Here is a 14,639-nt window from a genome sequence, read left to right on the forward strand (position 1 = left end):
GTGACCGCGCACGGTATACCACGCCTACAGCGTTTGACCGTGCCGCTGGCAGGCTGGGGTGAGGTGCCGCGATCCATGGACGACTCCAACATGGAGATCAACCTCCGCGTCTCGCTGTTGGTCGGTGGACAAAGAACGGTGGAACGTACTTTTTCCAGCAGTCAACGAGAAAGTATTTCCATCCCTTTGAACACCAATGCCTCTCTGCAAATTGCAGGCTCGGTCACCGTTGAGCGCGACGACCCCATACTCAACAACACCAACTCCTGGGACGTCGATTACACATGGCGGGTTGCGGTGGATGAACGTGGCGCGATAAGACTTTATGCCCCAACGCACGGATTGACGGGTGGCGCCGGGGATGCGCCCTGGTCTCTCAGCGTCACGCCGGTTCAGGGGGAAAGCAGCGTTGGACTGGCTCTGACGCTTGGCTCGACCGAGTCGACGAGCGTGGGCAATGAGATCCCGGTGGAATTTGGCGGCAGCTTTGAGCCGTTCGGTATCGGTGTAGACGCCAGCGCTGGATACTCCCGCTCATGGGGAACGTCTACCGGTTCGACCCTGACCGCCGGACGCGGATTCGTCGTTGACATCGAAACGCCCGCACCCCCGCCGGAGATCAGCTTCGGACCGATCACCGTGATACGACACCACGCTTACTATTTCAACACCGGTCAGGCGACACCAGGGACGAATCCCTCGACACGAGAAGAAGAAAGCATACGTTTGACCACTTTTCTCATGAATCTTGATCCATATGGCGAAGGGGGAAGCGATCTCTCCGGTTTCGTTGACGGCTATGCAAGTCCCCTTGGCAACTTCGAGCGCAACCGGGAGTTGGCGCGCGCGCGCGCTCATTACATCCTCAGTAGAATCAGGGACATATTGCCGCGCGCCAACTTCTTGCCGCGCGTCTATGGCGAAGAAATTTGGCGCGAGGAAGGTGTTCCGGACGTTGATAATAGCGAAAGACACCGGGTGGTCATCCTGGAGATACGGCAGAGTTCACCAGCGGAATAGACGGGATATTCCTGAAGCATGATTCGCGACCTGAGTCTGACACTGCGATCTCTGCTGGACGATCCAGCCCTGGCAAGTGCTTACCCGGAGCTTGCCGCGGCGCAGGTCGTTTTTGACCGGCCGGCGGAGTCCTTCAACCCGGCGCAGACGACGCTCAACCTGTTCTTGTACGACATCCGCGAAAATCTCGAACTGCGCAGCAGCGAGCCGCTGCTCGAACGCCACAGCGGTCAGGCGATCATCCATCCGCCGCCATTGCGGGTCGCCTGTGCGTATCTGGTCACCGCCTGGCCGGTCGGCGGCACCGAGCTACCATTGCAGGAGCATCGTCTGCTGAGCCAGACGCTGCAGGTGCTCGCCCGCTATCCGACGATTCCCGCCGCTTTCCTGCAAGGCCAGCTGCTGGGACAGCAGCCGCCGTTGCCGATGCTTGCCGCGCAAGCCGACGGCCTGAAGGATCCCGCCGATTTCTGGACGGCCATCGGCAACAAGCTGCGTCCGTCAATCACCCTCACGGCAACGCTGGCCATGGAGAGGTTTGCAACGATTACGGAACCGCTCGCGATCACCGGGCAGGTTGATCTCGGGGAACGCATGAACGCTACAGGCGAAGACCTGAAGCCGGCTACCCGGCAAGTCCTCCTGCGCGTCGCCGGGAGGGTTACCGATGCCAGAGGTCTTCCTGTAGCGCACGCCCGGGTGACGCTGCTCCGGACGGGTATCGAGACGGTGACCGACGCGGCAGGCCGCTATTCACTGACGGTACCGGAGGCGGGCACCCATGACTTGCGGGTACAGGCGGGCGCAACCCAGATCACGACCAGCATCACTGTTCCAGTCACCGCTGGACACCACTACGACGTGCAACTTTAGGCTATCCAAACCGCTAACGGTCATGACTTTTCCAGGCCCCCCCGATCATGAATGTCATGACCGTTTCCCTCTCCCCCGACCCCTCCCCCCAAGTGGGGAGGGGAGATTCGTGAGTCGCATACGCGACTTTCACATTAAGGAGTAAGGCGTATGTCACAATACCTGTCACCCGGTGTCTATGTTGAAGAAGTCCCGTCGGCGATCAAGGCCATCGCTGGCGTCAGTACCAGCACGGCCGGTTTCGTCGGCGTCGTACCGGACAAGATCCACCTCCTTGCCAAAGACCCGGCAGCGGCACCCGGAACGACCAAGTTCGTGGACTTCAGCCTCCCAACACCTGCCGGCACTCCCAGGCTGATCACCAGCTGGACGCAATTCACCAAGGCCTTTGGCGACCTGATCGGCAGCGAGGCGGTGGCAGCCACCATGGACCCCGGTCCGGTGATCGACACCGGTCATCGTAACCTCGCCCATGCGGTCTATGGCTTCTTCAACAACGGTGGTAGCCGCTGTTACGTGGTACGGGTTCTCTCGGCGACCGACTTCGACGATGCCCTCAGGGCCTTCGCGGCGATCGACGAAATCGCTCTGGTCGCCGCGCCCGGCATGACCGACGAGGCCAGCCGTGACAAGCTGGTGACGCACTGCCTGCGCACATCCGATCGCTTTGCGATTCTCGACGGACCGGAGAGCGTCAGCGATTTGACGACGCTGACCCGGATTCCCGCTGACGCCAATCCCGGCGTGATGCCCAAAAATACCGATTACGCAGCCTGGTATTTCCCGTGGATCAAGGTGTTCGATCCCGCTGCCAGACTGCAGGGCAGTGATGGCGTGATCGGTGTGCCCCCCAGCGGTCACCTGGCGGGCATTTACGCACGCGTCGACAACCAGCGGGGCGTGCACAAAGCCCCGGCCAACGAAGTCATCCTCGGCGCGCTCAATGTCACGCAACCCCTGAGCAAGGCGGAGCAGGACGGTTTGAACCCGCAAGGGGTCAATTGCATCCGCGTGCTCAACGACAACATCATTGCCTGGGGAGCGCGCACCGTCGGCGGCGACGCCAACGCCGATCTGAAGTACATCAACGTGCGCCGCACCTTGTTGTTCCTGCGCGAATCGATCGATGAAGGTCTGCAATGGGCGGTGTTCGAACCCAACAATCCCGCGCTGTGGCAGAAAATCAATCGCAACGTCACGGCCTTTCTCACCAACGTCTGGCGTTCGGGGGCACTGTTCGGCACCACCGCGCAGGAGGCCTTCTATGTCAAGTGCGATGCGGAAACCAACCCGCCAGAGTTGCGCGAATTGGGTCAGGTAGTCACCGAGATCGGAGTATCGATCGTGCGGCCGGCGGAGTTCGTCATCTTCCGCATCAGTCAGTTCGTTGCACCCGGCAAGTAGGCGACGCGGATGGCCGCCACCTACCAGGCTCCCGGCGTCTACCGCGAGGACGTCTTTCTCCAGCCAGCGAGCGGCCTGCCGACCGGCATCGCCGGTTTCGTCGGCCTGGCGGCGGCCACCGCAGCGGCTGTGCCCGCTCCGATTCTGTTGCATCGCCAGGAAGAACTCGTCGGCACCCTGCCGTCCCCGCCACATGGCTACCTCGGAGCGGCCATCACGGGTTTCTTTGCCAACGGTGGTCGCCGGTGTTATGTGGCACTTGCCAATCCCGCCGCTGGCGACCGGCTGGCCGCCCTGAAAACGGCTCTGGCGAAGCTGGGAGCGCTCATCGACGTCGACCTGGTGGCGATGCCGGACGCTGTACTCCTGCCCGACCCTTCCGCCACCAACGAGGTGCAACACGCCCTGTTGAACCACTGCGCCGAGCACGGCGATCGCCTGGCAATTCTCGATACGGCACCGAACAGTTCGGTAGACAGTGTGCTCGATCAGCGCCGACGCATCACGCAAGGATTGACGGAACCACTGAACGGAGCTCTGTATTATCCCTGGCTGCAAACTGGCCAGGATCAATGGGTCCCGCCTTGCGGGCATGTGGCCGGGATCTTTGCGCGTACCGATGCCCGCGTCGGCGTGTTCAAGGCGCCGGCCAACGAGGAAGTACGCGATGCCCTGGATCTGGAAGTGGCGATCGACAAGCCGTTGCAGGATCGACTCAACCCGGAAGGCGTGAATTGCCTGCGTGTGTTTCCGGGGCGCGGCATCCGCGTCTGGGGCGCGCGCACGCTGAATCGCGATCCCGCCTGGCGCCACATCAACGTCCGACGGCTGTGCCTGACTGTCGGCCGCTGGGTCGACCGGAACATGACCTGGGCGGCTTTCGAGCCTAACGATCCGCGTTTATGGGTACGGATTCAGCGCGAGCTGCATCCGTACCTGACCGGCTTGTGGCGAGCCGGGGCTTTGCAGGGGCAAACGTCGGCCGAAGGGTTTTACGTCAGGTGCGATGCCGATACCAATCCGCCGGAGACCCGCGAGGTCGGGCAGGTGGTGACCGAAATCGGTCTGGCCGCCACAGCACCTGCCGAGTTCATCGTGGTACGCATCATCCACCGGGCGGGGACGACGGACTCCGTCTAACGGTCATGACTTTTCCAGGCACCCCCGATCATGAAAGTCATGACCGCTTCCCTCTCCCCCGACCCCTCCCCCGCGAGGAGGGAGGGGAGATTCGTGAGTCGCATACGCGACTTTCACACTAACCTGCCCGGTCAAATGAGAATCTGTTTTCCCTTTCACCCAACCCAAGCGAAGGAGCTTCCATGCCTACCGGAACACGTACCGATCCCTATCGGGGCTTCAATTTCATGGTCGAAATCGATGGCATCACGCAAGCTGGTTTTCAGGAGTGTGGCGGCCTGGATGTCAGCACCGATCCGGTCGACTATCGCGAAGGGACCGACCCCAATCATGTCCGCAAACTGACCGGCTTGAACAAATACGTCCCCGTCACTCTCAAGCGTGGCATTACCGATTCGGACGAATTGTGGAAATGGCGCCAGACGGTCATCGATGGCAAAGCCGAGCGGCGGAACGGTTCGATCATTCTGCTGGACGAAACCGGCGCGGAAAAGCTGCGCTGGAATTTCGTCGGCGCCTGGCCTTCCAAATGGACTGGTCCGACATTCAACTCGACCAACAATGCCGTCGCCATCGAGGCTCTGGAAATTACGCACGAGGAGCTGAAGAAGGCCTAGCAGCCCGACCTGGAGTCTGATGTGATCATTCATGATTTTCTACGAGACAGGAAAGATGATGCTGCAGACCGAGTTCCCATTCACCCTGCCGATGGGCTATATCGACAGCGAAGGCAACCTGCACAAGGAAGGTGTGATGCGTCTGGCCACAGCTTTTGATGAAATCGCACCGCTGAAGGATCCACGGGTGCACAACAACCCGGCGTACCTGCTGATCATCCTGTTGGCGCGCGTCATCACTCGCCTGGGCACTCTCGAGCAGATCAATCCCAAGATCGTCGAGGGTTTTTTCGCCGCCGATCTGGGATACTTGCAGAATCTTTATCGTCGCCTGAACGATAGTGGCAGCAACCGGTTGCATACCCAGTGCCCGTACTGTGAGAAGGAATTTGAAGTGGAGTTGAGCGAGCAGGGGGAGTCTGGCGCTACCCCGTAGAGCGGCTCTATGAAGAGGTAGCGTACATCGGATTTCATTTTCACTGGCCGCAACACGAGATCATGGATCTCGACCACCTGGAACGGCGCCGTTGGGTGTCAGAGATCGCCAGGATCAATCGACGCCTGAACGAGCAGTCCGAGAGCGGGTAACGAGGAGCAAGCGATATGCCTGAACCGGGTTTGAACGCCGCCTTCAGTCTGGCAACCAACTTGTCGGGGGTGCGTGTCGACCCCTACCAGGCCTTCAATTTCCTGGTGGAGATCGAAGGGATCCTGGCCGGCGGCTTTTCGGAATGCAGTGGGCTGCAAGTGGAAAGCGAAACCTTCGAGTATCGCGAAGGCGGCGTCAATGAGTACATGCATCGTTTTGCCGGACCAACGAGGTCTCCACCACTGCTGCTCAAACACGGCCTGACGCAAATCGATGGACTCTGGGGCTGGCATCAGGATGTCGTACAGGGCAGGATCAATCGCCGGAACGGCACCATCTACCTGCTGAACAAACAGCGCATCCCGGTCATCTGGTGGGATTTCAAGGAGGCCTTCCCCTTCCGCTGGAACGGGCCCTCGCTGGTAGCCAATTCGGGCGGGGTCGCCATTGAAAGCGTGGAACTTGCCCACCGTGGGCTCAGCCGGCCGAGACTGGCAAACGTCGTGGCCGGCGTAGTCGCTGAGCACATCAGTGGCGGTTCGCTGACGTTTTCCGAAGGGCCGTTCTGATGGATGCGCGCCCGCGGCCGATGCGAGCACTGGATGGCTGGCTGAACGCCACGACCGCCCGTAGCAGCGAGGAACCCGGAATGATTGACGTGCGCTGGCCGCAGCAGCATTACGCCCGTACGGCCGTGTGGGCTGGCCAGCGCTTTCCGTTGCTGCAGCGACTGCTGGCCCGTGCCGGTGCTGGCGAGATACAAGCGGGAGATGGCCACGCCGGCTTGGTTTACCGGAAAGCCCGTGCTTTCCCGGTGACCCTGGCGAATAACGGAGCCGATTTGCCGGGAACCGCGGCAACCTGGTTTGACACCCGCTGGCAGGCAAACCCGAATTCCAGCGGCAAGATTGACCTTGCCCCTTATTACCCAGCAGCGAGCACGGAATACGCCGGCCCGCCGCCTGACCACCTGGCACTGCGCACGACTCGACCGCCTGGGGTAATCCGTGTGCAGCAGTCAAGGCAGCAGGCGAGTCGTACCGCCGGTGAGCTCGGACAAACGCTGTCCCAAACGCTGTCCTTTTTGAAACCCCTGCTCTCCCGCCATGACTCTGGCCAGAGGGCCGAGACTCGATCTGGTCTTTTCCGCGTGCTCGCCGCTTCCTCCGCCCCAAGACCGGCCACTGTGCGCAAAGACCACGATCTGACTGCGAGCGCCACGCCTGGCGACTCGCCTGCCAGCAGGCCGGCGGGGGAAGCGGCAAACCATGGACAGATTGGCAGCCGGCGCTCTGTCGTCACCAAAGCCGCGAGCGCAGCACCCGAATTGGCGGTGCAGTCGACCATCGCAGGGCGTATCGACCGACCTGCGGCGACAAGATGGACGGCAGAATCATCGCCGCCAACGGTGGCAAACCTGCGGGTCAGGCGAAAAGCGCTTCCCACGGCGCCCGTGTTCCCGACTCGGCACGGAACACCGCTCAGCGCGAATGGGCCCGTCTACCCGACCCCAGCGTTTCCCTCCGAGGCAGCAGCATCGAATCGACCGGCCATTCACGACGCCCGTGTGGCGGCGAAACTCCCGCTGGCCGCCGCACGGAAAACGATCGCGCATGCGGCGGCGGCGGCCACACGGCCTGGCCGGGCCGACGATGGCGAGGCCACCCTCTGCAGGCGGGCTACAGGCATCCCGATCCGGCAAGCGGGCGACAGCCGGCTCCCGGTTTCGATCCCACCCGCAACGCCCGGTGCAGTCCGTAACCCGGAGCCGATCGACGGCCATCGGTTGGACCAGGCGACCGCACTACCCGCAAGGCTCGCTGCTCCTGTTGGCCCGCCAGCGGCGGCCAGCGCGCGCCCGGCAATCGACCGCACTTCTGCGGACAGGGGCGAACCAGTACACACCCCATTCGTCCTGGACTTCTCTGCCACGACCAACGCCGCCCTGCATGACCTTTCGCTGCCTGATTACCCGACTCCGGCGTTTCCCGCGGAGGAAGCGGCAGAGGATCGACGGGCCATTCCCGACGCCCGGGTGGCGGCGAAACTCCCGCTGGCCGCCGCACGGCAAACGATCGCGCACGCGGCGGCATCGGCCACACGGCCTGACCGGGCCGACGATGGCGGGAGCATTCTCTTCAGGCGGGTCGCCGGCATCTCGACCCGGCAAGCGGGCGACAGCCGGCCCCCGCATGCGGTCCCACCCGCGACGCCCGGCGCAATCCGTAACCCGGCGCCGATCGACGACCATCGAACGGTCGATCCACCGCTTGCAGGCCATGCCTTGATGGCAAGCAGCGCCGCCGAGGGTCGCGACAGCCTGCCCTTTGCCTACCCGACCGCGGCTCGGCACGCGGCTGAAATCAATGAAGCGACACCTGGCACGGCGGTCACGTCGGCACTGCCGGTGATCCAGGAGAAAGCCACTGCGACAGCCACTGACCCGGGTTCAGGAATGGTCTGGCGCCAACGCATCGCCGCCTCGCCCTCTCCCGGAGCCGGAAGCGCGGGAATCCTCGAAAGGACGAAAACGCCGGCTGTCGCCGCCCGTCCGTCAAACAGCGACACCTCTTCGGCACCTACTGACAGCCAGCCCAGCCTTTCCACGCCCACGAGCGATGTCCCTTTGCCAGGAGCCACTCTGGACTGGGAGCCACTGATCGCCCAGCTCAGCCGTCGTATCCACCGCCAACTGACCATTGAACGCGAACGTCGAGGAGTCAAGGGATGGAACTGAGCAAGCTGACGATCACGCCCCTCGACAAAAGCGGCCAATCGATAACGAACAAGAGGTTCGCGGTGCTTTTCAACCCGAATACCTACTCGATCAGCAAGTCAGTCACCTGGAATTCCCTCAGTGCAACCGGCCCGACGGGTGCCCGGACCAACCGCATGGTGAATGCGCCGACCCTGTTCTTTGCTGGCGGTGGCAGCCGATTGTTGAATCTGGAGCTGTTCTACGACGTGACCGAACCGGTCAACGACCTCGTCAGCGGCGACGTGCGCAAGGAGACCAACAAGGTGGTCGAACTGACACGCATCCAGAAGGAGCTGCAGCGCCCACCGGCGGTCGAAATCAGCTGGGGTGCCGCACCGCCGGCCCACTCCGATTTTCCCTTTACCGGCGTGCTCAGCAACCTCGTCCAGCGCTTCACGTTTTTCAGCAGCGACGGCAAACCCTTGCGGGCCACCCTGATGGTCACGGTCACCGAGTTCCTCGACCCGGCGCTGGACCAGCGCCAGACCGACCCGGAGTTCACCACTCGTCGGCTCAAGCGCGGCGACACCCTGAGTGCTATCGCTGCCGAAACCTATCGTGACCCGGCGCAGTGGCGACTGATCGCCGAGGCCAACAACCTGGACGATCCGCGCCATCTGGACGTCGGTCGAACGCTGACGATTCCCAGGCGCGGCTGAGGAAGAGCAACGATGCCCCTCGCCAATCCACGCAGCCCGCTGGTCGCCGATTTCGAGATCACCGTCAACGGATCTCCCCTGTCCAATACTGTCGCAACGCAGGTCATCGCTGTCGAGGTCGACGACAGCGTCGAGCTGCCGAGCATGTTCGCCATTGAACTGGCCGGTTCGGAGCACGACGATCAGCTCCTGGCCTGGATCGACGACCGGAATCTGTTTGCCGTTGGCCAGGTGGCCGAAGTCAGGCTGGGCTATGTGGACGATCTGGCCAGCCTGATCAAGGGCGAGATTACCGCACTGGAACTCGAATTCGTGGCCGACCGCCTGCCTCATCTGACGGTGCGTGGTTATGACCGCCGCCACCGCCTGCAACGGGGTCGCAAGGTGCGCACCTTCGTGCAGCAGAAAGACAGCGATATCGCCGCGCAAATCGCCGGCGAAGCTGGGCTGATTGCGCAGACCAGCGACAGCCGTGTCGTCCATGACTACGTGCTTCAGGCCGGCCAGAGCGATCTGGCGTTTCTTCAGGAGCGCGCTCGCCGGATCGAATACGAAGTCAGCGTCGATGACAAGACGCTGTTTTTCCGGCCGGTAGCCAACGCGGCGAGTGAAATCATGACCCTGACGCTGAACGACGACCTGCTGGAGTTCTACCCGCGGCTTTCTGCGGCGGGCCAGGTCAGCGAAGTCGAGGTACGCGGCTGGAACATCAAGGACAAGCAGGAGATCATCGGCCAAGCCAGGGTCGGGGCAGAAGTCTCGACGATGGGCGGCCGGCAGACTGGCGCGGCTCTCGCGAACAGCGCCTTCGGCGCTGCCGTCGCATTGATCAGCCGGCAGCCGGTGGCTACCCAGGCCGAAGCCGATCAACTGGCCAAGGCCCGCTTCAATCGCGACGTACTGGAACTGATCGAGGGTGAAGGAGCGTGCCGGGGACGCACTGACTTGCGGGCCGGCGCAGTCATCAGGATCGACGGGCTCGGTCAACGTTTCAGCGGCCCGTACTATGTCGTCTCGGCGAACCATGGCTATACGCCCCACCAGGGTTATCTGACCCGTTTCACCGTCAGGAGGAACGCGACGTGAGCTTCTTCAACCTGCTTGTCGAGCATGGCGACGCCACCCGCATCGCCGGCGTGGTGTTTGGCGTGGTGACCAATAATCAGGATCCCGACGGGCTCGGACGGGTCAAGCTCAGGTTCCCCTGGCTGAGCGACGCCGACGAGAGCGCCTGGGCGAGGATCGCCACGCCGATGGCCGGCAGCGGGCGCGGTTGGTACTTCCTGCCGGAAGTGGACGATGAGGTGCTGGTCGCCTTCGAACAGGGCGACCTGCGTTTTCCCTATGTACTCGGCGGCCTGTGGAACGGCAAGGACAAACCCCCGGCCGACAACGCCGACGGCCAGAATGCCTTGCGCCTGATCCGATCGCGCAGCGGCCATCTGGTTCGCCTCAACGACGAGGACGGCAAGGAAAAGATCGAAATCATCGACAAGAGTGAAAGGAACAGCATCGTTTTCGACACCGCGACCAACACGATCACCATTACCAGCGACAAGGACATCAGCTTGTTGGCGCCACAGGGAACGATCAAGCTCGATGCCCGGAAGGTGGAAATCAAGTCCTCCGCCGATACCAGCCTCGAGGCTGGGGTGGGAATCGACGTGACCGCCAGCGCAACGCTGAACATCCAGGGTGCAACCGTCAATATCAACTGAATCATGGGCCAGCCTGCCGCCAAACAGGGCGACCGGATCGTCGCCACCGACACGCATATCGTCATCGTCCCGGGTACACCACCGGTGCCGACGCCCTTGCCGCACCCTTTTACCGGCATCATCAACGGCAATCTGAGCAGCGACGTCAACATCCAGGGGAGGCCGGCGGCGACCGTGGACAGCACGGCCGACAACACGCCTCCCCATCTGCCGACGCCGCCCGGAACCGCTTTTCAGAAACCTCCGGGCAATCGGGCAAGCATCCGGATCGGCAGCCCGACAGTGAAAATCAACGGCAAGATGGCCGCGCGCAACGGTGACCCCGCGACCACCTGCAACGATCCCGCGGACCTGCCGGCTGGCCAGGTCATCGCCGTGGGTACGGTATTCATCGGTTAGGAAGGCCCATGTCGAAACCATTTCTTGGCGTTGGTTGGGGATTCCCCCTCACACTCGATGAACTTGGCTTCTTCAACCACGCCGAGTACGAGGAGAGCGTGCGTCAGTCGATCTGGATCATCCTTGGCACGGCCAAGGGTGAACGCGTGATGCGTCCGGATTTCGGCTGCGGCATTTACGACCTGGTTTTCGAGATCAATAGCGCCTCTACCGCCGGCAGGGTGACGCAGGCCATCCGCCAGGCCCTGCTGCTGTTCGAGCCGCGTATCGATGTGCTCGACATCCAGGTGCAGGCGGCCGAAGGTGGCGAGGTGCTGCTGATCAGCATCGACTATGAGGTACGCGCCACCAATAACGCCTTCAACCTGGTCTATCCGTTCTATCTGGACAGGAGCACGAGCGGATGATCAAAACGGCTCCGCCCATCGATCCGCGTACAGCTGCCGCGATTTCCGGACAGCTGCGCGAGTTGCTGGCTATTTATGCACCTGACTGGCACGAGCAATATACCGATCCCGAGACCGGACAGATCCGAAGTGATCCTCTGGGGACGGCGCTGATTGGCATCTTCAGTCGCTTTGCCGAAATCATCCTGCAACGGCTCAACCAGGTTCCGGACAAGAACCTCCTCGCCTTTCTCGACCTGCTCGGCGAGGCATGCTTGCCACCGCAACCCGCCCGGGTTCCGCTCACCTTCTCGCTGGCGCCCGGCAGCACCACCGAGGCGATTGTGCCGAGCGGGACCCAGGTCGCCTCGCCACCGGCCGAAGGCGAGAACGAGCCGGTGTTGTTCGAGACCACAGGTGAACTGGTGGTTGGCGCAGCGCAGCTTTCCTGCCTGTTTGTCCGCGAACCGGAAGTCGATCGCTATGCCGACCACAGCTCTTGGCTGAACACACCAGCGGCAATCGCCATTCCGGTCTTCGCGGGCAACCGGGCGCTCGAGCATGTCCTCTATCTCGGCGACGACGCGTTGTTCGGACGATCCGATCTGCAGGAATTGCGCCTGACCTTCGAACTGACGAGCGAGAACCCGGCTCCCGATCCCCGTACCGTGCAATGGGAAATCTGGGACGGCAAGGAGGGCTGCCCGCTCGCACCCGTCGATCAGACCGAAGCGCTGACGCGCAACGGCGATGTCGTGCTGACTGCCGGCCTGCACGCCTTTCCGATCGCCGAGCAGCGTCTCGCCAACCAGACCAGCCGCTGGCTGCGATGCCGTCTGCTGACGCCGATCACGCCTGCTGACGCTTTTCAGGCCGGGAGGGTGCGCGCCAGCCACTTGCCTGAGATCGCGTCTCTCAGCGCACAAGTCACTCTCGGAGCGACCGGCCTGGCCGCCGACGTAGCCTTCGCCAACCAGCTTCCGGTCGACCTGGGCAAGGATTTCTTTCCTTTCGGCGACAAGCCCCGCTTCGGCGATACGCTGTATCTGGCGCGTGCTCGGGCCTTTGCTGAAGCGGGCAGTACGATCACCCTGCGCATCGAGCTGACCAATCCCAGGGAGGCCAAAAAGCCACCCATTCCAGCGACCCGCGCGTCGGAAGATCTCGAGCTTGCCTGGGACTACTGGGACGGCCAGGCGTGGGTACCGCCAGACGATATGGTCGATACCACCGCGAACCTGACCCAGTCCGGGACGATCACCTGCAAACTGGGCAAGCCGCCGCAGCGGACAACCCTCAATGGCCTCGAGAAATACTGGCTGCGTGTACGCCTCGATGCCGGCGATTATGGCCAGGAAGCCCGTTACGAGCCGGTCGATCCGGAACATCCGGAACGGGGTTATCGCTTCATCCCGGCTACCTTTTCCCCCCCTTCGATCCGGCGACTCAGCATCGACTACCTGCTGGCCCGAACAACGCCGCTCGAAGCAGTGCTGACGTACAACGATTTTGCCTACACTGCCGTCCCCAGCACCCCGTTCCAGCCGTTTCAGGCCACCTTCGAACCGCGGCCAACGGTCTATCTGGGTTTCACCCTGCCCGCGGCGCGTCGAGACTTTCCCAATCGCAAGCTCAGCCTGTACCTCGCCAGTGCCGAGTTGAAGTACGGCGAGGCCAGCGCCCCTTCCCCGGCAGCGCACTCGGCCGATCCCTTGCGGCTTGCCTGGGCGTACTGGAACGGGATGCAGTGGAGCGATCTGAAGGTTCAGGATGGCTCGGAAAACTTCACCCGCTCGGGTCTGCTCGAATGGCTGGCGCCCAGCGATTTTTCCAGCCGTGCCGAGTTTGCCCGGCAGGCGTACTGGTTACGCGCCCGCTGGGAAAGCGGCGACTACCCGCTGGCACCGCATCTGAGCCGCGTGCTCTTCAACACGACGATGGCCTTGCAGGCCGTCACCGTGCGCAACGAAATCCTCGGTTCGAGCGATGGCAGCGAAAACCAGCGTTTTCGTACGATCCGCACGCCCCTGCTGGCTGACGAACGCCTCGAAGTGCGTGAACGCGAACTGCCGGCCAACGCCGAACAGACGCTGATCCAGCAAGCCAGCGGCGACGCTGCGATCACGATCACTGAAGGAGCGGGCGGCCGGCCGCCCGAGATCTGGGTACGCTGGCGGCCGGTAGCCGACTTTTATGGATCGGGTCCGCGCGACCGGCACTACGTTCTTGACGCCCTGAGCGGCGAAATTCGCTTCGGCAATGGCCGCAACGGCCTCATCCCGCCGGCCGGTACCGGCAATGTCCGCCTGGCCCACTACCGGACCGGCGGCGGCGTCGTCGGCAACCGGCCGGCGAATGCCATTGTGCAGTTGAAGACCACCGTCCCGTATGTGAACCAGGTGAGCAACCTGGAACCGGCGCTGGGTGGTGCCGAAGCGGAAACGCTGGATTCGCTGCGGCAACGCGCGCCGCGCGCCCTGTGTCATCGGCAGCGCGCGGTCAGCATCGAGGATTACCAGGACCTGGCGGTGCTGGCCTCGCCGGCAGTGGCGCGCGCCCGCTGCGTCCCGCTCCACGATCTGGCCCGCGACCCCGCTGCCCTGCGCTCCTGGCCGGGTACCGTCAGCCTGATCGTCGTGCCTCGCACGCGCGATGCCAAGCCCCTGCCGAGCCTGACACTCCTCGACGAGGTCAGGCACTACCTCGATCAACGCCGCATTCCAACAGCCGATCTGGTCGTCGTCGGACCCGAGTACGTGCGCGTCGACGTCTCCGTCGAACTGGCGCTGCTTTCCCTTGAGGGCGCCAGCGCGGTGGAAAGCGAGGTGGCGCAGACGCTGGCCCGCTTCCTGCACCCCTTGACCGGCGGGCTCGATCGCAAGGGCTGGGATTTCGGCCGCAAGCCGCATCGTTCGGACCTCTACGCGCTGCTCGAAGCAGTACCGGGGGTCGACCATCTGCGCAGCCTGCAAGTCACCGAGAGCGAGGAACGTCCGGGTGCGCTGGCAAGCGGCCGTTTCCTGGTTTACTCCGGCATCCATGACATTCGTTTGACCTTCGCGGAAACCTGATCGCC

At 63.0% G+C, this 14,639-nt stretch carries 15 protein-coding genes; all 15 read left to right on the forward strand.

What is annotated here, in order from left to right; translation table 11 throughout:
• A partial coding sequence (locus AW06_RS17430; protein WP_273704844.1) for a hypothetical protein occupies nucleotides 1-1,020 on the forward strand: 1,020 nt, incomplete at its 5' end.
• Nucleotides 1,021-1,038: 18 nt separating this feature from the next.
• The gene (locus AW06_RS17435) at nucleotides 1,039-1,893 is read left to right on the forward strand and encodes a Pvc16 family protein (RefSeq protein WP_034952784.1); all 855 of its coding nucleotides are present in this window, start codon (nucleotides 1,039-1,041) and stop codon (nucleotides 1,891-1,893) included.
• 150 nt (nucleotides 1,894-2,043) lie between these two features.
• On the forward strand, nucleotides 2,044-3,297 hold the full coding sequence (locus AW06_RS17440; RefSeq protein WP_034952785.1) for a phage tail sheath subtilisin-like domain-containing protein: 1,254 nt from the start codon (nucleotides 2,044-2,046) through the stop codon (nucleotides 3,295-3,297).
• 9 nt (nucleotides 3,298-3,306) lie between these two features.
• Complete coding sequence (locus AW06_RS17445) at nucleotides 3,307-4,437, forward strand: phage tail sheath subtilisin-like domain-containing protein (RefSeq protein ID WP_034952787.1); 1,131 nt, start codon at nucleotides 3,307-3,309, stop codon at nucleotides 4,435-4,437.
• Between the two features lie 182 nt (nucleotides 4,438-4,619).
• The gene (locus tag AW06_RS17450; protein WP_034915949.1) at nucleotides 4,620-5,054 is read left to right on the forward strand and encodes a phage tail protein; all 435 of its coding nucleotides are present in this window, start codon (nucleotides 4,620-4,622) and stop codon (nucleotides 5,052-5,054) included.
• A 58-nt stretch (nucleotides 5,055-5,112) separates the two neighbouring features.
• Nucleotides 5,113-5,490, forward strand: coding sequence for a hypothetical protein (locus AW06_RS17455; RefSeq protein WP_034952904.1), 378 nt, complete (start codon nucleotides 5,113-5,115; stop codon nucleotides 5,488-5,490).
• 26 nt (nucleotides 5,491-5,516) lie between these two features.
• Nucleotides 5,517-5,642 (forward strand): DUF6760 family protein, encoded by a 126-nt coding sequence (locus tag AW06_RS21500; protein WP_308240066.1) that lies wholly within the window; start codon nucleotides 5,517-5,519, stop codon nucleotides 5,640-5,642.
• A gap of 15 nt (nucleotides 5,643-5,657) precedes the next feature.
• Entirely contained in the window at nucleotides 5,658-6,212 is a 555-nt protein-coding gene (locus AW06_RS17460; protein ID WP_034952789.1) for a phage tail protein, read from the forward strand.
• Nucleotides 6,212-8,380 (forward strand): hypothetical protein, encoded by a 2,169-nt coding sequence (locus AW06_RS17465; RefSeq protein ID WP_034952791.1) that lies wholly within the window; start codon nucleotides 6,212-6,214, stop codon nucleotides 8,378-8,380. The genes AW06_RS17460 and AW06_RS17465 overlap by 1 nt, the downstream gene beginning before the upstream one ends.
• The gene (locus AW06_RS17470) at nucleotides 8,371-9,060 is read left to right on the forward strand and encodes a LysM peptidoglycan-binding domain-containing protein (protein ID WP_034952793.1); all 690 of its coding nucleotides are present in this window, start codon (nucleotides 8,371-8,373) and stop codon (nucleotides 9,058-9,060) included. Before AW06_RS17465 ends, AW06_RS17470 begins: the two co-directional genes overlap by 10 nt.
• 12 nt (nucleotides 9,061-9,072) lie before the next feature.
• A complete protein-coding gene (locus AW06_RS17475; RefSeq protein WP_034952795.1) occupies nucleotides 9,073-10,146 on the forward strand; it encodes a contractile injection system protein, VgrG/Pvc8 family in 1,074 nt (357 codons plus the stop codon).
• The gene (locus AW06_RS17480; RefSeq protein ID WP_034952798.1) at nucleotides 10,143-10,778 is read left to right on the forward strand and encodes a phage baseplate assembly protein V; all 636 of its coding nucleotides are present in this window, start codon (nucleotides 10,143-10,145) and stop codon (nucleotides 10,776-10,778) included. Before AW06_RS17475 ends, AW06_RS17480 begins: the two co-directional genes overlap by 4 nt.
• Nucleotides 10,779-10,781: 3 nt before the next feature.
• On the forward strand, nucleotides 10,782-11,177 hold the full coding sequence (locus tag AW06_RS17485) for a PAAR domain-containing protein (RefSeq protein WP_034952799.1): 396 nt from the start codon (nucleotides 10,782-10,784) through the stop codon (nucleotides 11,175-11,177).
• 8 nt (nucleotides 11,178-11,185) lie between these two features.
• Nucleotides 11,186-11,584: a GPW/gp25 family protein gene (locus AW06_RS17490; RefSeq protein ID WP_034952801.1), complete on the forward strand. Its 399-nt coding sequence runs from the start codon at nucleotides 11,186-11,188 to the stop codon at nucleotides 11,582-11,584.
• Entirely contained in the window at nucleotides 11,581-14,634 is a 3,054-nt protein-coding gene (locus AW06_RS21085; protein ID WP_273704845.1) for a putative baseplate assembly protein, read from the forward strand. Before AW06_RS17490 ends, AW06_RS21085 begins: the two co-directional genes overlap by 4 nt.
• Nucleotides 14,635-14,639 lie beyond the last annotated feature (5 nt).

Source organism: Candidatus Accumulibacter cognatus, assembly GCF_000584975.1.
Lineage (GTDB): Bacteria > Pseudomonadota > Gammaproteobacteria > Burkholderiales > Rhodocyclaceae > Accumulibacter > Accumulibacter cognatus.

What these genes read in the sequence shown, in the direction of transcription:
- AW06_RS17460 (WP_034952789.1), top strand. Translation starts at nt 5,658, where the DNA reads ATGCCTGAACCGGGTTTGAACGCCGCCTTCAGTCTGGCAACCAACTTG.
- AW06_RS17475 (WP_034952795.1), top strand. Translation starts at nt 9,073, where the DNA reads ATGCCCCTCGCCAATCCACGCAGCCCGCTGGTCGCCGATTTCGAGATC.
- AW06_RS17470 (WP_034952793.1), top strand. Translation starts at nt 8,371, where the DNA reads ATGGAACTGAGCAAGCTGACGATCACGCCCCTCGACAAAAGCGGCCAA.
- AW06_RS17485 (WP_034952799.1), top strand. Translation starts at nt 10,782, where the DNA reads ATGGGCCAGCCTGCCGCCAAACAGGGCGACCGGATCGTCGCCACCGAC.
- AW06_RS17455 (WP_034952904.1), top strand. Translation starts at nt 5,113, where the DNA reads ATGCTGCAGACCGAGTTCCCATTCACCCTGCCGATGGGCTATATCGAC.
- AW06_RS21085 (WP_273704845.1), top strand. Translation starts at nt 11,581, where the DNA reads ATGATCAAAACGGCTCCGCCCATCGATCCGCGTACAGCTGCCGCGATT.
- AW06_RS17445 (WP_034952787.1), top strand. Translation starts at nt 3,307, where the DNA reads ATGGCCGCCACCTACCAGGCTCCCGGCGTCTACCGCGAGGACGTCTTT.
- AW06_RS17490 (WP_034952801.1), top strand. Translation starts at nt 11,186, where the DNA reads ATGTCGAAACCATTTCTTGGCGTTGGTTGGGGATTCCCCCTCACACTC.
- AW06_RS17435 (WP_034952784.1), top strand. Translation starts at nt 1,039, where the DNA reads ATGATTCGCGACCTGAGTCTGACACTGCGATCTCTGCTGGACGATCCA.
- AW06_RS17450 (WP_034915949.1), top strand. Translation starts at nt 4,620, where the DNA reads ATGCCTACCGGAACACGTACCGATCCCTATCGGGGCTTCAATTTCATG.
- AW06_RS17440 (WP_034952785.1), top strand. Translation starts at nt 2,044, where the DNA reads ATGTCACAATACCTGTCACCCGGTGTCTATGTTGAAGAAGTCCCGTCG.
- AW06_RS17465 (WP_034952791.1), top strand. Translation starts at nt 6,212, where the DNA reads ATGGATGCGCGCCCGCGGCCGATGCGAGCACTGGATGGCTGGCTGAAC.